This window comes from Curtobacterium sp. PhB170, assembly GCF_003752345.1.
Classification (GTDB): domain Bacteria; phylum Actinomycetota; class Actinomycetes; order Actinomycetales; family Microbacteriaceae; genus Curtobacterium.
The window spans coordinates 276,990-295,508 of record NZ_RJUM01000009.1; the positions used below are offsets into that span (position 1 = coordinate 276,990).

General features: G+C 71.4%; 20 protein-coding genes. 5 read left to right on the forward strand and 15 right to left on the reverse strand.

The annotated features are described in order from the left end of the window. A complete protein-coding gene (locus tag EDF40_RS05430) occupies nucleotides 1-792 on the reverse strand; it encodes a demethylmenaquinone methyltransferase (RefSeq protein WP_111084274.1) in 792 nt (263 codons plus the stop codon). Between the two features lie 108 nt (nucleotides 793-900). On the opposite strand from EDF40_RS05430, the gene EDF40_RS05435 reads away from it, so the two are divergent. Continuing rightward, on the forward strand, nucleotides 901-2,160 hold the full coding sequence (locus EDF40_RS05435; RefSeq protein WP_123338845.1) for an isochorismate synthase MenF: 1,260 nt from the start codon (nucleotides 901-903) through the stop codon (nucleotides 2,158-2,160). Nucleotides 2,161-2,205: 45 nt separating this feature from the next. Here EDF40_RS05435 and menD read toward each other — a convergent pair whose 3' ends face one another. Together menD and EDF40_RS05445 are read right to left on the reverse strand one after the other, a co-directional pair. After that, the gene (menD, locus tag EDF40_RS05440) at nucleotides 2,206-4,011 is read right to left on the reverse strand and encodes a 2-succinyl-5-enolpyruvyl-6-hydroxy-3-cyclohexene-1-carboxylic-acid synthase (protein WP_123339056.1); all 1,806 of its coding nucleotides are present in this window, start codon (nucleotides 4,009-4,011) and stop codon (nucleotides 2,206-2,208) included. Next, the gene (locus EDF40_RS05445) at nucleotides 4,004-4,360 is read right to left on the reverse strand and encodes a PLD nuclease N-terminal domain-containing protein (protein ID WP_131921755.1); all 357 of its coding nucleotides are present in this window, start codon (nucleotides 4,358-4,360) and stop codon (nucleotides 4,004-4,006) included. Before EDF40_RS05445 ends, menD begins: the two co-directional genes overlap by 8 nt. Before the next feature lie 64 nt (nucleotides 4,361-4,424). Here EDF40_RS05445 and EDF40_RS05450 point away from each other — a divergent pair, with 64 nt between their 5' ends. After that, nucleotides 4,425-4,760, forward strand: a complete 336-nt coding sequence (locus EDF40_RS05450) for a DUF4229 domain-containing protein (RefSeq protein WP_123338844.1) — start codon at nucleotides 4,425-4,427, stop codon at nucleotides 4,758-4,760. A gap of 12 nt (nucleotides 4,761-4,772) precedes the next feature. Here EDF40_RS05450 and EDF40_RS05455 read toward each other — a convergent pair whose 3' ends face one another. Genes EDF40_RS05455 through EDF40_RS05470 form a run of 4 tightly spaced genes read right to left on the reverse strand, consistent with a single transcriptional unit; the run spans nucleotide 4,773 to nucleotide 8,334 of the window. Continuing rightward, nucleotides 4,773-5,774: a 1,4-dihydroxy-2-naphthoate polyprenyltransferase gene (locus EDF40_RS05455; RefSeq protein ID WP_123339055.1), complete on the reverse strand. Its 1,002-nt coding sequence runs from the start codon at nucleotides 5,772-5,774 to the stop codon at nucleotides 4,773-4,775. A gap of 5 nt (nucleotides 5,775-5,779) precedes the next feature. Next, nucleotides 5,780-6,955, reverse strand: a complete 1,176-nt coding sequence (locus tag EDF40_RS05460) for an AMP-binding protein (RefSeq protein WP_123338843.1) — start codon at nucleotides 6,953-6,955, stop codon at nucleotides 5,780-5,782. A 16-nt stretch (nucleotides 6,956-6,971) separates the two neighbouring features. Further along, a complete protein-coding gene (locus tag EDF40_RS05465) occupies nucleotides 6,972-7,901 on the reverse strand; it encodes a 1,4-dihydroxy-2-naphthoyl-CoA synthase (RefSeq protein WP_111084280.1) in 930 nt (309 codons plus the stop codon). A gap of 22 nt (nucleotides 7,902-7,923) precedes the next feature. Beyond that, on the reverse strand, nucleotides 7,924-8,334 hold the full coding sequence (locus EDF40_RS05470; protein WP_123338842.1) for a hypothetical protein: 411 nt from the start codon (nucleotides 8,332-8,334) through the stop codon (nucleotides 7,924-7,926). Nucleotides 8,335-8,467: 133 nt separating this feature from the next. Here EDF40_RS05470 and EDF40_RS05475 point away from each other — a divergent pair, with 133 nt between their 5' ends. Next, a complete protein-coding gene (locus EDF40_RS05475; protein ID WP_123338841.1) occupies nucleotides 8,468-9,457 on the forward strand; it encodes an o-succinylbenzoate synthase in 990 nt (329 codons plus the stop codon). Nucleotides 9,458-9,576: 119 nt separating this feature from the next. Here EDF40_RS05475 and ccsB read toward each other — a convergent pair whose 3' ends face one another. The 6 genes from ccsB to EDF40_RS05505 all read right to left on the reverse strand — a co-directional run bounded on the left by ccsB (nucleotide 9,577) and on the right by EDF40_RS05505 (nucleotide 15,916). Further along, nucleotides 9,577-10,605 (reverse strand): c-type cytochrome biogenesis protein CcsB, encoded by a 1,029-nt coding sequence (ccsB, locus tag EDF40_RS05480; protein ID WP_123339054.1) that lies wholly within the window; start codon nucleotides 10,603-10,605, stop codon nucleotides 9,577-9,579. A gap of 5 nt (nucleotides 10,606-10,610) precedes the next feature. Continuing rightward, on the reverse strand, nucleotides 10,611-12,320 hold the full coding sequence (locus tag EDF40_RS05485; protein WP_260212544.1) for a cytochrome c biogenesis protein ResB: 1,710 nt from the start codon (nucleotides 12,318-12,320) through the stop codon (nucleotides 10,611-10,613). After that, nucleotides 12,304-13,002, reverse strand: a complete 699-nt coding sequence (locus EDF40_RS05490) for a cytochrome c biogenesis CcdA family protein (RefSeq protein WP_123292336.1) — start codon at nucleotides 13,000-13,002, stop codon at nucleotides 12,304-12,306. The genes EDF40_RS05485 and EDF40_RS05490 overlap by 17 nt, the downstream gene beginning before the upstream one ends. A gap of 45 nt (nucleotides 13,003-13,047) precedes the next feature. After that, the gene (locus EDF40_RS05495) at nucleotides 13,048-13,704 is read right to left on the reverse strand and encodes a TlpA disulfide reductase family protein (protein ID WP_260212542.1); all 657 of its coding nucleotides are present in this window, start codon (nucleotides 13,702-13,704) and stop codon (nucleotides 13,048-13,050) included. Continuing rightward, nucleotides 13,701-14,357 carry a histidine phosphatase family protein gene (locus tag EDF40_RS05500; protein ID WP_123338840.1) on the reverse strand — a complete coding sequence of 219 codons (657 nt, stop codon included), beginning with the start codon at nucleotides 14,355-14,357 and terminating at the stop codon, nucleotides 13,701-13,703. The genes EDF40_RS05495 and EDF40_RS05500 overlap by 4 nt, the downstream gene beginning before the upstream one ends. A 68-nt stretch (nucleotides 14,358-14,425) precedes the next feature. Next, nucleotides 14,426-15,916: a SulP family inorganic anion transporter gene (locus tag EDF40_RS05505; RefSeq protein WP_123338839.1), complete on the reverse strand. Its 1,491-nt coding sequence runs from the start codon at nucleotides 15,914-15,916 to the stop codon at nucleotides 14,426-14,428. Between the two features lie 69 nt (nucleotides 15,917-15,985). Here EDF40_RS05505 and EDF40_RS05510 point away from each other — a divergent pair, with 69 nt between their 5' ends. After that, complete coding sequence (locus EDF40_RS05510) at nucleotides 15,986-16,360, forward strand: MerR family transcriptional regulator (protein WP_111084475.1); 375 nt, start codon at nucleotides 15,986-15,988, stop codon at nucleotides 16,358-16,360. On the opposite strand, the gene EDF40_RS18815 is transcribed toward EDF40_RS05510, so the two are convergent. Together EDF40_RS18815 and EDF40_RS05515 are read right to left on the reverse strand one after the other, a co-directional pair. Next, nucleotides 16,349-16,579, reverse strand: coding sequence for a hypothetical protein (locus EDF40_RS18815; protein ID WP_148053791.1), 231 nt, complete (start codon nucleotides 16,577-16,579; stop codon nucleotides 16,349-16,351). The two genes, EDF40_RS05510 and EDF40_RS18815, sit on opposite strands and share 12 nt — an antisense overlap. Then, on the reverse strand, nucleotides 16,579-16,863 hold the full coding sequence (locus EDF40_RS05515) for a hypothetical protein (RefSeq protein WP_148053790.1): 285 nt from the start codon (nucleotides 16,861-16,863) through the stop codon (nucleotides 16,579-16,581). The genes EDF40_RS18815 and EDF40_RS05515 overlap by 1 nt, the downstream gene beginning before the upstream one ends. 227 nt (nucleotides 16,864-17,090) lie before the next feature. Between EDF40_RS05515 and aspS the strand changes: the two genes are divergently transcribed. Further along, nucleotides 17,091-18,431 carry an aspartate--tRNA(Asn) ligase gene (aspS, locus tag EDF40_RS05520; protein ID WP_123292088.1) on the forward strand — a complete coding sequence of 447 codons (1,341 nt, stop codon included), beginning with the start codon at nucleotides 17,091-17,093 and terminating at the stop codon, nucleotides 18,429-18,431. Nucleotides 18,432-18,519 lie beyond the last annotated feature (88 nt).

Genomic DNA, 18,519 nt, shown 5'->3' on the forward strand with positions numbered 1-18,519 from the left:
TCAGTCGTCGGCCGGGTCGACGCGCGGCTGCTCGCCGGTGGTCTGGTGGTCGCGGCGCGCCTTCGCACGACGGGCCGCGGACTCGCGCACCGTGTCGGCGACGGGCTTGCGGCCACGGTGCAGTGCGACGATACCGGCCGTGAGGTTGCGGTAGGCGACCACGGAGAACCCGACGCCGCGCAGCCACTGGGTGAGGACCTGCTGGTCCGGCCACGCGTCGATCGACTCGGCGAGGTAGCGGTAGGCGGCGGGGTTGCTGCTCGAGAGCTTCGCGATGCCGGGGAGCACGCGCTTCAGGTAGGTGCCGTAGCCGAGGCGCAGCAGTGCACGCGGCGGCGTCGAGAACTCGCAGATGACCACGCGGCCACCGGGCTTGAGGACCCGCAGCATCTCGGCGAGCGCCTGCTTCGGGTCGTTCACGTTGCGCAGCCCGAACGAGATCGTGACGGCGTCGAACGTGTCGTCGTCGAAGGGCAGGTGCTCGGCATCGCCCTCGACGAAGGTGATCTCGGGGTGCCGCTCACGACCGACCGCGATCATGCCAGCGGAGAGGTCGAGCGCGCTGACCTCTGCCCCCTTCTTCGCGAAGGCCGCGGCACTCGTCCCGGTGCCCGCGGCGATGTCGAGGACCTTCTCGCCGGGCTGGGGGTCGACCGCGCGCACCGTGGCGACACGCCACAGCGGTGCGTTGCCCGCCGACAGGATGTCGTTCGTGAGGTCGTACTTGGCCGCGACGTCGTCGAACATCGCCGCCACCTCGTCCGGCCGCTTGTTCAGGTCCGCTCTGCTCACCCGACCAATCCTAGAGGTCCCGACCGTACGTTCACCGGACTCGCAGCAACGGCTCGCGTGACTGGCGGACGGCCGGGCGTCCGACCGACCGCGCGTAGCATCGGAGCCGTGACCCGAACCACCACGGCGGCGCCCCCGCTGACGGTCTCCACCCGGATCCTCGACGACCCGGGCACCGTCCTCCGCCACACCCTGCGCGACCGTCCCCTGGCCTTCGTCCGGAACGGTGACGGCATCATCGGCATCGGGGAGGCGCTGCGGTTCACGTTCACCGGCCCCGACCGGATGCGCGACGCCGCCGCGGTGTGGCGCACCGTCGTGGAGTCGGCCGTCGTCGACGACCCGGTGCAGCTGCGCGGCTCCGGCCTGGTCGCGTTCGGCTCCTTCGCCTTCGCCGACGACTCCGCCGACGAGAGCGTCCTGATCGTCCCGCGCGTGGTCATCGGCCGTCGGCGCGGCAAGGCCTGGCTCACGGCGATCGACACGACCGTCGGCGCCGAGCCGCTCACGTTCACGCGGACCTCGGTGCCGGTCCCCCACGTCGGACCACACGTCTCCGTCGCGCTGCACCCCGGCCGGATCGACGAGGCCGCCTACGCCGCGAACGTCGCCGAGGCCGTGCGGCGCATCGCCGTCGGGAGCGCGCAGAAGGTCGTCCTCGCCCGCGACCTCGTCGGCAAGATGCCAGCGGACGCCGACCACCGCGCCCTGCTGCTCGACCTCGCCGCCGCCTACCCGCAGTGCGTCACGTTCGCCGTCGACGGCCTGGTCGGTGCGACCCCCGAGACGCTCGCCCGCACCGACGGCACCCGGTTGACGGCGCGGGTGCTTGCCGGCAGCGCCGCACGCGGTGCCGACGAGGTGTCGGACCGTGCCGCTGCCGAGGCCCTCGCCGCCAGCGCGAAGGACGTCGAGGAGCACGCGTTCGCGATCGACAGCCTGCTCGCCTCGCTCCGCCCGCTCGTGACCGAGTTGCGCGCCGACCCCGAGCCGTTCCGGCTGCAGCTACCGAACCTGTGGCACCTGGCGACCGACGTGCAGGCGACCCTGCCGCCGGACACCACCTCGCTCGACGTCGCCGACGCCCTGCACCCGACGGCCGCCGTCGCGGGCACCCCCACCGACGTGGCCGTCCGGCTCGTCGCCGAGCTCGAGGGCGTCGACCGCGGCCGCTACGCCGGCCCGGTGGGCTGGATGAGCGCCACCGGCGACGGCGAGTGGATGCTGGCGCTCCGCAGCGCCCGGATCGACGACGACGGCACCGTCCGGGCCTGGGCGGGTGCGGGCGTCGTCGCGGGGTCGGAACCGGCGCGCGAGGTCGCCGAGACCGCCCTGAAGTTCCGACCGGTCACCGACGCGCTGGCCTGAGCGGCGCAGCGGCCACGCGGTCGCGCTGCGCCGGCCAGCGCCGCGTCAGTCGGCCAGCGGCACCTCGATGACGACCCGCTCGGCCGGGTCGGTGAGCACCCGCTCGAGGTCGCCCCACGTCTCCGCGCGGCGGTACTCCCAGCCGAGGCCGGTCACGACCCGTTCGACGTCGACGTGCTGCGGGGTCGACATCATCCGACGCATGTCCTCTGGTGGAGTGGTGCGTGCCACCTCGAGCCCGCGGAAGATCGCGCCGCCGTGGTCGTTGCCGACGACGACCTGGACCCGGTGCGTGCGCTCCTCGGTGCCGGTGACGAACGCCCCGAGGTCGTGCAGCAGGGTCAGGTCGCCGAGCAGCACGCGCGTGGTGCCGACCGACGCTGACGACTGTTCGAGGGCCGCGGCGATCCCGAGGGCCGTCGACACGGTGCCGTCGATGCCGGCGAGCCCACGGTTCGCGTGCACCCGGATCTTCTTGCCGAGCACGCGCCCGTCGGCGACGCGGATGATCTGCGAGGCGCCGAACACGAGCCGGTCGTGCGGCCACGTCACGCCCCACACGGCGTCGGCGAGCATCGCGCGGTCGACGGGTCGTCGACGGAGGGCGACCTCGTCGCGCAGGAACTTGTTGCGCTCGGCACGGTCCGGGGACCGCTTGGCACCGAGGTCGGGTCCGGCGTCACCGTCGCCCAACAGCTGACGGCTCGCACCGACCCAGCGCCCGACCCACGCACGGTGCTCCGGCCGGGTCCGGCCCGTCACGCGGACGTCGGACACGAAGGTGGTCAACGATTCGCTGGGCTCACGCCGCCGGTTCCCGGGCGACGCGCCAGCGGCGTCCGGGCCGTGCCGGTGGGGAGAGGCGCGGGCCGGGTCGAAGGGGTCGGCCGCGTGTCCGCGGACCACGATCGTCTCGACCCCCTGCCGCTGCAGGAGCGCCGGGACCTCGCGGCTCAGGGTGGGGTGGCCGAGCACGACGGCACGACGGACCGCTCCGCCGAAGTCCTGGTCGCGCAGGAGTTCGCGGTAGGTGACGACGAGGTTCCGGCCGAACCGTGCGCCGCTGGAGACCTCGGCGAGGAGGGGTGCCCCGAGCTCCCACGCAATGCGCTCGGCGTCCTCGCCGGCATCGTGCCCGGCGATGACGACCGTGCCCGGCTCGTCGTCCGGCGACAGCTCGGCCACCGGGAGTCCGCCGTGCGCACGACGGGTGGCGAAGGCGGTGTCGACCTCGTCGTCGGGGACGCCCTGCACGTGCTCGGCGTCGAGGCCGGCGGACAGGGGTTCACGGAACGCGACGTTGAGCTGCGCAGGCCCCGGCTGCCCGGTGTGTCCGGCGGCCGCGGCGACGGCCTGACGGGCCAGGTCACGGAGCGCTGCACGCACCGAGGCGTCGGCTCCGTGCGCGGACGGTGCCTCGACGTCGCGGACGAAGGCGACCGCGTCGCCGAACATCCCCGGCTGGACGGTGGTCTGGTTGCTGCCGATGCCACGGAGCTCGTCCGGCCGGTCGGCGCTCAACACGATCATCGGGACACCGGAGTGGTGCGCTTCGAGGACGGCGGGGTGCAGGTTGGCGACGGCGGTGCCCGAGGTCGTCACGACCGCGGCTGGTCGACCGGACTCCACCGCGAGCCCGAGGGCGAAGAACCCGGCGGTGCGCTCGTCGAGCCGGACGTGGACGGTCAGGCCGCCGGCACGCTCGAGGGCGACGGCCGCGAGCGCCAGGGCCTGGGACCGCGACCCCGGGCTGACGACGACGTCGGTGACGCCGGCGCGGACGAGTTCCTGCAGCAGCGTCAGGGCAGCGTCCGTAGCCGGACTGCCCGATCCGGCGGGACCGTCAGCGATCGGTGCGGCCGTCGTCGTCTCGGTCGTGGAACTGGTCTTCGAGGTCTCGGAGGGTCGCGTCGTCCTGGTCCTTGTCCGTGAGGGTGTCCCCCGGAACGGGCGTGGTGCCGAGGAAGTCCGGGTCGTCTTCGGGTCCACGGTACCGGGCGGTCGTGCCCGGGGACGCCGGCGAGCGGCCGAGCAGGAACCAGAGCACCCCACCGAGGACGGGGAGGACGATCACGAGGAGGATCCAGACACCGCGCCTGAGGGATCGGACACGTTCGCGGGGCATCGTCGCGCAGTCGATGGCCGCGTACACCGTGAAGGCGACAGCGGCGACGACGACGATCAACCACAAGCGGACCATGCCCAGGAGTCTAGGTCGCGAGCCTGTGACGACCCTGCCGGTCGGCCGTCCGTAGACTCGCAGGGTGAAAGCGTGGCTCCTGTACACCCTGGCCCGGCTCGGCATCTTCGCGGCGGCGCTCGTGCTCCTCCTGCTCCTGACCCCGATGCCCTGGTACTGGGCGACGATCATCGCCGCCCTCGTCGGGCTGCTGGTGTCCTACATCGCGCTCGCTGGGCTCCGGACGCAGGTCGCCCTGAGCCTGGCCAACCGCCGCGGTGGCCCGGAGCGCGATGCGGACACCGACTTCGAGGACGACTTCGTCGATGCGGCGGACACCGACGCCGCGGACGCCCCGACCGTGCGCCCGGTGTCGGACGCCGACCGGCACGCCGCGCGCCGGGACACCGACGCCGAGTAGTCCGGCGGAGTCCTACGGCTGGACGGCGAGCGTGATGCCGAGCACCACGCCGAAGACCAGCGATGCGAACGACGACAGCTGCAGTGCCGTGATGAGTTCACGGGGCTTGCGGGACGACACCCCGATCGCGAGCGCCGGCAGTGCCAGCAGCAGCGAGAAGTACGTGAAGCCCGTGCGGAAGTAGAGCAGGACGAACCAGAGCAGCACGACGTACGGCAGCAGCAGGAACAGGCCGTACAGCACCCGTGCCACCGGTCGTCCGACGACGACGGCCAGGGTGCGCTTGCCGGCGAGACGGTCCTCGTCGATGTCGCGGATGTTGTTCACCATCAGCACCGCGCAGGCGAAGAACCCGGCGGCGACCGCGGCGGCCCATCCGCTCGTGGTGGCCTGGCCGATGAGCACGTACTGGGTGCCGAGCACGGCGACGAGTCCGAAGAACACGAAGACGAAGACCTCGCCGAGCGCGTTGTACCCGTAGGGCTTCTTGCCGCCGGTGTAGAACCAGGCGGCGACGATCGCGGCGGCGCCGACGAGCAGCAGCCACCACAGCTGGGTGAGCACCACGATGACGATCCCGGCGACGGCTGCCAGCCCGAAGAACGTCAGCGCGACGGTCAGCACCGTGCGGGGCTTCGCGAGGCCGGCCCCCGTCAGTCGTGCCGGGCCGACGCGGTACTCGTCGGTGCCGCGGACTCCGTCGGAGTAGTCGTTGCTGTAGTTCACGCCGATCTGCAGGAACAGTGCCACCGCCAGGGCGAGCAGCGCGATGGCGAGGTGCCCGTCCTGCGCCAGGAACGCACCGAAGTCGCCCGTGGTGCCGCTGTCGACGAAGCCCACGGTGGTGCCGAGCACCACGGGGACCACGCCGAGCGTCAGGGTGCGGAGTCGTGCCCCGCCGATCCAGTCCCGCGCGGTCGCCCGGCGCTTCGAGCGGACCGGGGTCGCAGCCTTCGCCGGGTTGCCCGAGCGGCCCTGCTTGTGCGTCGTGTTCTTCGTTCGTGCCACGACCACCGATCCTATCCGCGCCGCGACGCACTGCACCGCGGTGCCGTCGCGCGGGCCCACGAGGACGCCAGGTCCTGGATCGCCCGCCGGTCGGGCTTGCCGGACGCGAGCATCGGCAGCCGGTCGACCACCACCACCGCGGCCGGACGCGCGGCTCGGCCGAGGGCGTCGCCCACGTGAGACCGGACGGTGTCGAGGTCGAGCGGTCGCTCGGTGACCACGACCGGCACCTCGCCCCACTCCCCCGAGGCCCGTCGGGTGACGACTGCACCGTGCTGGTCGGGCAGGTCGCGCACGAGCCGCTCCACCGCGCCGAGCCGGACCTTCTCGCCGCCGGAGATCACCACGTCGTCGAGGCGTCCGAGCACCCGGACCACGCCGTCGGACACCGTGGCGGCGTCACCCGTGCGGTACCAGCGCAGGCCGTCGCGCTCGACGAACGTCGCGGCGGTGCGGTCGTCGTCGCCGAGGTACCCCTCGGCGAGCATCTGTCCCGACAACTGGAGCTCGTCGTCCACCACCGCGGTGCGGACCGTCCCGAACGGCACGCCGTCGTACACGCAGCCGCCGCTCGTCTCGCTGGCGCCGTAGGTCGTCACGATGCGCACGCCCGCGGCGACCGCTCGCTCGCGGAGCGCCGCCGGGGTTGCCTGCCCGCCGACGAGGACCGCGTCGAACCCTGCCAACGCAGGCGTCGCGCGGTCGTCGTCGAGCACGCGGGCGAGCTGCACGGGGACGAGCGACGTGTAGCGACGGGGGGCCGCTGGGCCGGTGACGAGCTGGTCCGCGGCGTCCGCGAACGCCGTGGCGTCGAAGTGCCCCGGTGCCACGACGACCGGCGTCGTCCCCGCGGCGATCGAGCGGGTCAGGACGTTGAGGCCCGCGATGTAGTGCGTGGGCAGCGCCAGCACCCAGCTGCCCGGTCCGCCGAGCGCTGCGTCCGCCGCTGCGGCACCGGCGAGGAGCGCCTCGGACGAGAGGGCCACGCGCTTGCCGGTGCCGGTGGAACCGCTCGTCTCGACCACCAGGGCGACCCGCTGCCGGACGTCGGCAGGTGGCGGGGTCGGCAGCGCCGGTGCCCCTTCGGCGACGGGGAGCAGCGCGGGGCCGCCGGCGAGCGCCGCCTCCAGGCCGCGGAGCACCGCCAGCGGATCCGACGTGCTCAGCGCGACCAGCGGACGGGTCATGCCGGCACCGCCGAGCTCAGTAGTGCCACGGGAACGACGTCCACTCGGGGGCGCGCTTCTCGAGGAACGAGTCGCGGCCCTCGACGGCCTCGTCGGTGCCGTAGGCGAGCCGCGTCGCCTCGCCCGCGAAGACCTGCTGGCCGACCATCCCGTCGTCGACGGCGTTGAACGCGTACTTGAGCATCCGGATCGCCGTCGGGGACTTGCCCAGGACGATCTCGCCCCAGCGGATCGCCTCGCGCTCCAGGTCCTCGTGTGGGACGACCGCGTTCACGGCCCCCATCTCGTACGCACGCTGCGCCGAGTACTCCTGCGCGAGGAAGAAGACCTCGCGCGCGAACTTCTGGCCGATCTGCTTGGCGTAGTAGGCGCTGCCGTACCCACCGTCGAACGACCCGACGTCGGCGTCGGTCTGCTTGAACCTGCCGTGCTCGGCGCTCGCGATGGTCAGGTCGCAGATCGCGTGCAGCGAGTGCCCGCCGCCGGCGGCCCAGCCGGGGACCACGGCGATGACGACCTTGGGCATCATGCGGATCAGGCGCTGCACCTCGAGGATGTGCAGTCGTCCCATCGACGCCTGCGCGGCGGCGGGGTCGACTCCTTCGGGCGGTGCTCCTTCGTCGCCGACGTACTGGTAGCCGCTGCGCCCCCGGATGCGCTGGTCGCCGCCGGAGCAGAACGCCCAGCCGCCGTCCTTCGGGCTCGGCCCGTTGCCGGTCAGCAGGACGACGCCGACGCGGGGGTCCTGGCGGGCGTCGTCGAGCGCGCGGTAGAGCTCGTCGACGGTGCGCGGACGGAAGGCGTTCCGCACCTCGGGCCGGTCGAACGCGACCCGGACGATCCCCTTCGAGACGTGCTTGTGGTACGTGATGTCCGTGAACTGCTCCGCGATCGGAGCCGCGGTCCAGACGTCGGGGTCGAACAGGTCGGAGACGGGAGCAGCCATGCCCCCAACGTACCGCCGCCGGTCAGGCGCCCATGCCGGTGAGGACCTCGGGCGCGACGAACACCATGATCACGATGAGGATCACCGGGTTGGCGAAGAAGGCCACCACGACACCGATCGCCCCGTACCACCGGCCGAGGCCACCGACGGCGGCGACGAAGCCGAGCACCGCCGCGATGAGGGTCAGGAACACCACGACGAAGCAGATCCCGAACGCGAACTCGGTGTCACCGCCCATGAAGACCGCGAAGGCGCTGGCGTCCACCGCGGCGGACACCACCGCCAGGCCGAGGGCGATCTTGCCGACGATCGGGCTGCGGCGCTTCCGACCCGCCGTCTGGCGGACGTCGACGGTGTTCTGCTGCATGAGCCGCGCGAACTCGTCGGTGTCGCGAGCGGGGCGCTGCGCACGCTGCTGCGGTTCCCGCGCCACCGCGCCTCCCTCGTTCCGGACGGTTCGATCCGGGTCGTGACCAGTGCCGACCGGGGCCGACCGATGCATGCTAATGCCCTGCCCTGGCGGTCCCCTCCGAGGAACCGGCAGGTGCCCTGGGTGCGGTGGGAAGATGGCCGACGTGCTCCCCGACCTCGCTGAACTCACCGCCGACGCGCACGTGGTCGCCCTGCCCATGCGGGTGCGGTTCCGCGGCATCACCACGCGCGAGGCGGTCGTCCTCCGCGGCCCCTCGGGCTGGACCGAGTTCTCACCCTTCGTCGAGTACGACGACGCCGAGGCCGCCGCGTGGCTCCGGGGCGCGATCGACTTCGGGTGGACCGAGCACGAGGCCGCCGCCGACTCGGTGCCCGTGAACGCCACGGTGCCGGCGATCGCCCCGGACCAGGTCGCCGCACTGCTCGCGCGCTACCCCGGGTGCACCACCGCCAAGGTCAAGGTCGCCGAACCCGGCACCACCGTCGACGACGACGTCGCCCGGGTCGCCGAGGTCCGACGGGTGATGGGCCCCGCGGCCGCCGTCCGGGTGGACGCCAACGGACTGTGGAGCGTCGACCAGGCCACCGAGGCGCTCGAACGCCTCGCCCCCTTCGACCTGCAGTACGCCGAGCAGCCCTGTCGGACCGTGCCGGAGCTCGCCGCGCTGCGGGCACGGATCGACGGCCTCGGGGTGCGGATCGCCGCGGACGAGAGCGTTCGCAAGGCCGCGGACCCGCTCGCCGTCGCGCGGGCCGGGGCTGCCGACGTCCTCGTCGTCAAGGCACAGCCCCTCGGGGGCGTCACCGCGGCACGTTCGGTCATCGCCGAGGCGGGATTGCCGTGCGTGGTCTCCAGCGCGCTCGACACCTCGGTGGGCCTCGGCATGGGCGCGTTCCTGGCCGCGGCTGCGATGTCCCCGGGGTACGCCGCCGGGCTCGGGACCGCCGCCATGTTCGCGTCCGACGTCACCGCGGACCCGCTGCTGCCGGTCGGGGGGCGCGTGCCGGTGCGACGGGTCGCGGTGTCGGCGGACCTGCTCGACCGGAACGCCGCGTCGCCGGAGCGCACGGCGTGGTGGCTCGCGCGGGTGGCGCGGGTGCACGCCGTACTGGCCGCCGCGTAGACCCGTCTTCCCGGCCCTGCACGCGACCGGAAGACGGACGGGAGGCACGGTGCCAGCTGGCACCGTGCCTCCCGTCCGGTCCTGGTCGTGACCAGAGCCGCGTCAGTGACGCGCGTCGCTCACAGGCCCGAGTAGCTGTGCAGGCCCTTGAAGAAGACGTTCACGACCGAGAAGTTGAACATCACGGCGGCGAAGCCGATGAGCGCCAGCCACGACGACCGCGCACCGCGCCAGCCGCGGGTCGCACGGGCGTGGATGTACCCGGCGTAGACGACCCAGATGATGAACGTCCAGACCTCCTTGGTGTCCCAACCCCAGTACCGGCCCCAGGCACGCTCCGCCCAGACCGCACCGGCGATCAGGGTGAAGGTCCAGAGGACGAAGCCGACGAGCAGGACGCGATAGGTCAGGACCTCGAGGCGGTCGGCGTCCGGCAGGGTCGCCATGAAGCGGAGCTTGCCCGAGGCGGTCCGGCCCTGGCGGTACGTCTGCACGAGCTGCGCCACCGCGAGCCCCGCACCGAGCGCGAAGAACCCGGTGCCGGCGATCGCCACGAAGACGTGGATGACGAGCCAGTACGACTGCAGCGCCGGCTGCAGCGGCACGACGGGCACCCAGTAGTTCACCGTCGCGATGCCGAGCAGGATGATCGTCAGCCCGGTGATGAAGACGCCGAGGAACTTCAGGTTCTGCCAGAACTGCACGAGCAGGAAGATGAGCGTGATGAGCGCCGTGCCGGTGAGCGAGAACTCGAACATGTTGCCCCACGGCACACGGTCGGCCGCGATGCCGCGCAGGACCACCGATGCGACGTGCAGCACCAGCGCGAGGATCGTCATGGCCATGCCGACGCGCTCGAACTTCGTGCCGCGCGCGGCCGAGCCGCCGGCGTTCGCCGGGGGTGCCGCGACCGGTTCGAGCACGACGGTGCCGCCCCGGACGGTGGCGACGGTCTTCGCCGAGCTGGCCGCGCCCACCGAGGCGGTCGCCGCAGCGTCGTCGGAGTCCGCACCAGCGTTCTTCGCCGCTGCTGTCACCTCGCCGGAGCGTTTCGCCATGTCCAGCGCGAACGAGATGAACGCGATGACGTAGACCGCCATCGCGGAGTACGTCAGCACGACCGAGTAGGTCGCGAGGTTCGTGGTCATGTCGTTCACTGGGGCATCCTAACTCCGAGGTCCGACGTGTGGCGCTGTGCGATGTCCGCGACGGCCCGTTCGAGGTTGGGGTCCTCACCGCGGGCGAGGCCCGCGTACTCCAAGTCGTACTCGCCGTGCTCTGCACCCTTGCGGGGGACGACCTTCACCCACGCGCGTCGGCGCGGGACGAAGAGCGACGTGAGCAGCCCGAGTGTGGAGAGCAGCGCGAAGGCGGCGACCCACGCCTGCGACGGGTCGTGGTGCACGTCGAGCGACACGTAGCGCTTGACGCCGTCGAAGGTGATCGACCCGGCACCGTTCGGCAGCTTCTTGGTCTGCCCGGGCTCGAGCGCGATGCTCGCCGTGTCGGACTGACGGCCGGCGATCTGCGTGAGGCCCTTGGTGTCGAGCGTGTAGACGCTCTGCGGCACGCCGCTGTCGAGGCCGAGGTCGCCGGTGTAGACCTGCAGCGTCAGCAGCGGGTTCTGCGTGTCCGGGTAGGCGCTCGTGTACGCACCCGAGGCGAGCTTCGACGCCGTCGGGTAGAAGAACCCGACCATGCCGAGCTGGTCCGGCAGCGCGTCCGGCACCTTGATGACGCCGGTGGACGTGTAGTTGGCGTCCTCGGGCAGGAACGGCACGACGTCCTGGAACGCCACGTTGCCCTCGCCGTCGCGCACCGTGACGTTCATCGCGTAGCCGTTGCCGAGCAGGTAGACGTTGGTGCCGCCCACGTGCAGCGGGTCGTTCACACCAAGACGGCTGGTCGTCGACTCGCCGCCCTTCTCCTTGCTCGTCACGGTCGCCGAGTAGTCGAGCGCCTGGCCGAGGGCGTCGAGGTTGCGCTCCTCGTACTTCGTGACGAACTTGTCGAGCGTCAGGTTGTAGCCCTTGAGGTCGGTCTGCTGGAACCAGCGACCCGGGTTGAACGAGTCGTAGGAGCCGAGGACGTTCGAGAACGTCTGCCCCTCGACCAGCAGCCGCTGGCCGGTGAACCCGAACCCGCCGCCGACACCGACGGCCAACAGGACACCGACGAGCGCCGCGTGGAACACCAGGTTGCCGGTCTCGCGCAGGTAGCCGCGCTCCGCGCTCACCGAGTCGCCGAAACGCTCGACGCGGTACCCGGAGCGCTTCAGGATCGCCATCGCGCGCGTCACCGCGTGCTCGCTGGACGGGAGGCCCGTGGCCGCGTCGATCCCGGTGGTGCCGTCGATCATCGCGTCGGGCTGCACCGCCACGGTGCGGAAGCCCGCCAGTCGCGTCAGGCGGACCGGGGTCCGGGGTGGACGGGTCCGGAGCGCCTGCCAGTGGTGCTTCGTGCGGGGCACGATGCAGCCGATCAGGGAGACGAACAGCAGCAGGTAGATCGCCGAGAACCACACCGAGGTGTAGGTGTCGAAGACCTGCAGCTTGTCGAGGATCGGGTAGAGCGTCGCGTGGTCGGCCTTGTACTGGACGACGCCGTTCGGGTCGGCGGTGCGCTGCGGCACGAGCGAGCCCGGGATCGCCGCGAGGGCGAGCAGCATGAGCAGGAACAGCGCGGTGCGCATGCTCGTGAGCTGCCGCCAGAAGAACCGGAGGGTGCCGACGAAGCCGAGCTTCGGCTGGTTGATGCCGGCGTCGCCGGGGCCGGAGCCGTCGACGTGGTCGGACGGTCGCTGCGGGTCCGACGCGGTGTCGGCGCCCGTCGCTTCGGTTTCGGGATCAGACCGCGGGGACAAAGCTCTGGATCACCGCCCCGACGCTCGACATGACGGCCGACCAGATTCCGGTGACCATGAGCAGACCGATGACGATCAGGATCGCTCCTCCGATGATGTTGACGGTGCGCATGTGGCGCTTCACGGCGCGGATCGCACCGGTCGCCCAGCCGGCCCCGAGGGCCACGAGGACGAACGGGATGCCGAGGCCCAGGCAGTACGCGACGCCGAGCCACATGCCCTGCCAGGCGCTGCCCGACTGCACGCTGAGCAGGTTGATGGCGGCGAGGGTCGGGCCGAGGCACGGGGTCCAGCCGAGGCCGAACACGATGCCGAGCAGCGGTGCGCCGACGAGTCCGGTCGCGGGGGTCCAGCTCGGCTTGATGGTGCGCTGCATGAACGTGAACCGGCCGACGAACACCAGCCCCATCGCGATGACGACGACACCCAGGATCTGCGTGATGAGGTCGCGCCACCGCACGAGCCAGAACCCGAGCGCGCCGAACACCGTCGTGTACGCGACGAAGACCGCCGTGAAGCCGAGGATGAACAGGAGCACGCCGAGCACGACCCGCCCTCGGCGTTGCCCGCCCTCGGCGATCCCACCGACGTACCCGAGGTAGCCGGGCACGAGCGGGAGCACGCAGGGCGACAGGAAGGAGACGAGTCCCGCGAGCGCCGCGACGGGCAGCGCGACGGCCATCTGGCCGCTGAGGATCGCCTCGGCGAAGGGGTTGGAGGCCACGGGTCAGGAGGCCTTGCCGGCGTCGACTTCGTCGCTGATCAGGGTCTTCAGGATGCTCGTGCCGTCGACGGCACCGAGCACCCGGGCAGCCACGCGGCCCTTGGTGTCGAGGACGATCGTGGCCGGCACGGCGTTCGGGGCGATCTGACCGGACAGGGCGAGCTGCATCGTGCCGGTCTTCTGGTCGAGGACGGTCGGGTAGTCGACGCCGAAGGTGCGCTCGAAGGCGGCTGCGGTCGCTGCCTCGTCGCGGACGTTGACGCCGATGAACGCGACGTCGTCGGCACCGGCGTAGGACTCGTGCACCTCGTTGAGGTACTTCGCCTCGGCGCGGCACGGCGGGCAGCTCGCGTACCAGAAGTTCAGGACGACGACCTTGCCCTTGAGGTCCTTCGACGAGACGGTGTCGCCGTCGGAGTCCTTCGCCTCGAAGTCGACCGCGTCGGACCGCTTGTCGGCGGTGACCTCGGTCACCGCGCCGTCGCCGGAGATGTAGTTCTGGGTGGTGCCGTTGCCGTACTGCTTGGCGAGGCCACCGTTGTCCGACGAGCACCCGGACAGGACGAGCGCCGCGGCGACCGCCGTCGCTGCGAGGACCGCGAACCGCTTGCTGATGACGCTCACACTGCGCGTGCCGTTCACACTGCTCGTGCCGTTCACACTGCTCCTTCGTCGATGGCGGTCGCGCGCAGCTCCTGCGCGGGATCCGTGTACCCGACCTCGGTGAACCGACCGGTCGACGTGGCGGGTACCCGTTCGACGGTCGTGATGCTCGACAGGTCGCAGCGGCGCTTGCGTGGGTCGTGCCAGAGCGACTCCCCCGCGAGCTTCCGGTGGACCGTCCAGATCGGCAGCTGGTGGCTGACCAGGACGACGTCGCCGCCGTCCACGCTCTCCCACGCCGTGGTCATCGCGGCGAGCATGCGGTTCGCGATCGACTCGTACGCCTCGCCCCAGCTCGGCCGGAACGGGTTCGCGATCCAGGGCCACTCCGCCGGACGGCCGAGCGAACGCTTCGTGAAGCCCGGAGGCTGCCCCTCGTAACGGTTCGTCGGCTCGATGAGGCGCTCGTCCAGCGTGACGTCGAGCCCGTACGCGGCCGACCACGGCGCCGCGGACTCCTGCGTGCGCTGCAGCGGCGAGGCGACGATCCGGCGCACGTCGACACCGGCGTCCTTCCACGTGGTCGCCGAGGCGAGGGCCATCTGCTTGCCGAGGTCGCTCAGTCCGAAGCCCGGGAGCCGCCCGTACAGGACGCGGTCGGGGTTGTGCACCTCACCGTGCCGGACGAGGTGGAGTCGGGTGGCGGGCATGGGTTCCAGTGTAGGTCGCCCACCGGTGCTCACCGGCCCCACAGCCGATTCACCGGATGCGGAAGCACTCAGCCGAGCTCGCCCGACAACCGCCCGTGGATGGCCACCGACCCGGTGTTCAGGCCCACGACCTCGACCGTGGACCCGTGCTTGGCGAACCGCTGCTCGACGCCGTCCAGCGCCGCGACCGTCGAGGCGTCGAAGACGTGCGCGTCGGACAGGTCGATGACCACGTGCTCCGGGTCCTCGGCGTAGGAGAACCGCGTGACGAGGTCGTTCGACGACGCGAAGAACAGGGCGCCGCGCACCCGGTACCGCACGGTGTGCTCGTCCACCGGCTCACGGACGACGGTGACGACGTGCGCCGCCCGGCGAGCGAAGACCAGTGCTGCGACGACGACCCCGACGAGCACGCCGGTCGCGAGGTTCTCGGTCACGACGACCACCACGACGGTGATCAGCATGACGGCGGTCTCCCCGAGGGGCATCCGCCGCAGGGTTCGCGGACGGATGCTGTGCCAGTCGAAGGTCGCCACGCACACCATGAGCATCACGGCGGTCAGCGCGGCCATCGGGATCTCCGCCACGAGGTCGTGCAGCACGATCGTCAGGACGAGTACGGAAGCACCGGCGACGAAGGTCGAGATCCGGGTCCGTGCGCCCGCGGTCTTCACGTTGATGACCGTCTGGCCGATCATCGCGCAACCACCCGTGCCGCCGAAGAACGCCGACGCGATGTTGGCGACGCCCTGCCCCCAGGACTCCCGCCACTTGCTCGAGCCGGTCTCGGTGATGGAGTCGACGAGCTGCGCGGTCAACAGGGTCTCGATGAGGCCGACGATCGCGACGCCGAACGCGTACGGCGCGATGATCTGCAGCGTCTCGAAGGAGAACGGGGTGACGATGCCGTTGAACCCGGGCAGTGCGGTGGGCAGTTCGCCCTCGTCGCCGACCGTGGGGACGACGACGCTGAAGAGCATGGTGATGCCGGTGATCACGACGACCGCGATGAGCGGCGCCGGGACGGCCTTGGTCAGGAACGGGAAGCCGACGATGATCGCGATGCCGAGGGCGGTGAGCGGCCAGACGACGAACGGGACGTCGTCGCCGAGCAGGTTGGGCAGCTGCGCGGTGAAGATGAGGATGGCCAACGCGTTGACGAACGCCACGTTGACGCTGCGCGGGATGAAGCGCATCAGGCGCGCGACCCCGAGGAACCCGAGCACGAGCTGGAACACGCCACCGAGGACGATCGCGGGCACGAGGTACTCGATGCCGTGTTCGCGGACGAGCGGCGCGATGACCAGGGCCACCGAACCGGCCGCGGCGGACACCATCGCCGGACGGCCGCCGACGATCGAGATGACGACGGCGATGATGACGCTCGAGAACAGGCCCACCGCGGGGTCGACCCCGGCGACGACGGAGAACGAGATCGCCTCGGGGATGAGCGCGAGCGCGGTGACGACACCGGCGAGGACCTCGCGGGTCAGCATGCGGGGTGAGCGGAGGGCGGTGAGGACGCTCGGGGCCGCCGGCGCGTGTGTGATCACGGACATCGCTCGGAACTCTACCCTCACGTGAGGGTAGAGTTGTGCACCGTGAGCACCACCGACACCCCGGACACGATGCACATCGGCGAGCTGGCGGACCGTGCCGGCATGTCCCTGCGGACGATCCGCCACTACGACGAGGTCGGGCTGCTCGTGCCGAGCGGCCGCACCACGGGCGGGTTCCGGGTCTACACCGCGCAGGACCTGGACCGGCTGCTCGTGATCCGCCGCATGAAGCCGCTCGGGTTCACGCTCGACGAGATGGCGGACCTGCTGCGGGTCGTCGATGCGCTGGCGGCGAAGGACCCCGACGACGAGCCCGCGCTGGCTGCACGCCTCGACGAGTACCTCGACGATGCCCGGGCCCGGCACGCCAAGCTCGTCGAGCGCGCCGGCATGGCCGAGGAGTTCATCGGCACCCTGGGGTCACTCCGCGCTTCACTCCCCTGACACCCCGCCGTCCTCGGCGAGCACCCGAGCCCGCATGCGCTGCCGCTCGAGCTCGAGCTTCAGCTCTCCTTCTTCGACGTGCAGCTGCCAGTCGATCGCTCCTCGTTGCGCCCAGTCCCACATGCTCTCGCCGGGCGCAGGACCGATGTGCGGCCGCTCGGCAGGAGCCGCTTCCTTCCGTACCAGTTCTCGCCAAGCACGACGCAGACGAGTCGTCATCACGGTCTCCTCTTCTCGATGAACAGTTCCGCCAGCACCCTTGCAGCGGGTTCTTCTCCGGCGGGCACTTTTTGCATGTCGTACATCGCCTGCGCCAGATTGCGTCCGATCTCGCGACGTCCGACCTCGCTCGCAGTGATCAGGTCGAAGACCACCGTCAGCCGCGTCCAGTAGCGGTCCCGCTGCTCGCGCGCGACGTCCCGCCGCCACCGGGTGACCGCCCACAGCCCACCGACGAACGCCGCGAGCAGCGTGAACGCCGCCGTGCACAGCGCTGCTGCCACGACCGCGACCGCCGCAGGCGGCCAGGTCGCGAGCTCCCCCGTCCCCGTCCCCACCCGGTCCCCCTCTCGTCTCGCGACCCGGCCACGTCGAGAACGCTACGGACCCGCGTGACGCCCCACGGGCCTCCCGGTCAGAACTGTGGACGACGCCGGAAGCGGGCCGCCCTGTGGAGGGGAACACCCTGCGGACCGACGCCGCCGGACGCAGACGGTTAGACTCGACCACCGTGATCGAACGCACCCGCATCGCCGACCTCGCTGCCCTCCCCGACGGCCCCGTCTCCGTGGCCGGATGGGTCGAGACCGTCCGAGACCAGAAGAAGGTGCAGTTCGTCGTCCTCCGCGACGAATCCGGCGCCGTCCAGCTCGTGAACCCCGCCACGCGCGAGGCCGAGGACGGTGACGACGCCGCCCAGGCCGCGCTCGCCACCACCACCGAGATCTCGGCCCTCGCCCACGGCACCTTCATCCACGCCACCGGCACCCTGAAGCACGACGAGCGCGTCAAGCTCGGCGGCCTCGAGGTCAAGGTCGGCACGCTCGAGGTGGTGAGCGCCGCGATCCCGGAGACCCCGATCGCCGACGACTCGTCGCTCGACAAGCGGCTCGACTGGCGCTTCCTCGACCTGCGCAACCGCAAGCAGAACCTCATCTTCCGCATCCAGACGACCCTGGAGCACGCGTTCCGCACCTACTGGGTGGACCGCGACTACATCGAGATCCACACCCCGAAGCTGATGGCGTCGGCGTCCGAGTCGCGCGCCGAGCTCTTCCAGCTCGAGTACTTCGAGACGACCGCCTACCTGGCGCAGTCGCCGCAGAACTTCAAGCAGATGGCCCAGCCGGCCGGCTTCGGCGCCGTGTTCGAGATCGCCGACGCGTTCCGCGCGGACCCCTCGTTCACGAGCCGCCACGCGACCGAGTTCACGAGCGTCGACGCCGAGTTCTCGTGGATCGAGTCCCACGAAGACGTCATGGCGATGCACGAAGAGGTCCTGGTCGCCGGCATCACCGCGGTCAAGGAGAAGTACGGCAAGGACATCGAGGAGGTCTTCGGCTTCGAGCTGCAGGTCCCCGCGACCCCGTTCCCCCGCGTGACCCTGGCCGAGGCCCGGAAGATCGTGGCCGACAGCGGACACGACGTCGTCCGCGCCGACGGCGACCTGGACCCCGAGGGCGAGCGCCGCGTCGCCGCCTGGGCCAAGGAGCACCACGGGTCGGAGTTCGTCTTCGTCACCGAGTACGACGCCTCGATCCGGCCGTACTACCACATGCGGAAGCCCGGCGACCCGTCGCTCACGAACAGCTACGACCTCATCTTCAACGGCGCGGAGATCTCCACGGGCGCACAGCGCGAGCACCGCGTCGACGTGCTCGAGGCACAGGCCGTCGAGAAGGGCCTCGACCCCGAGGAGCTCGGCTGGTACCTCGACTTCTTCCGCTACGGCGTGCCGCCGCACGGTGGGTTCGGCATGGGCCTCGCGCGCGTGCTCATGCTCATGTTGGGTGAGCCGTCCATCCGCGAGGTCACGTACCTCTTCCGGGGACCGACGCGCCTGACGCCGTAGTCACGTCACGCGTCGCCCCGCGCGAGCGCACGTCGCGCGGCGCCCGCGCGAGCGCACGTCGCGCGGCGCCCGCGCGAGCGCACATGGT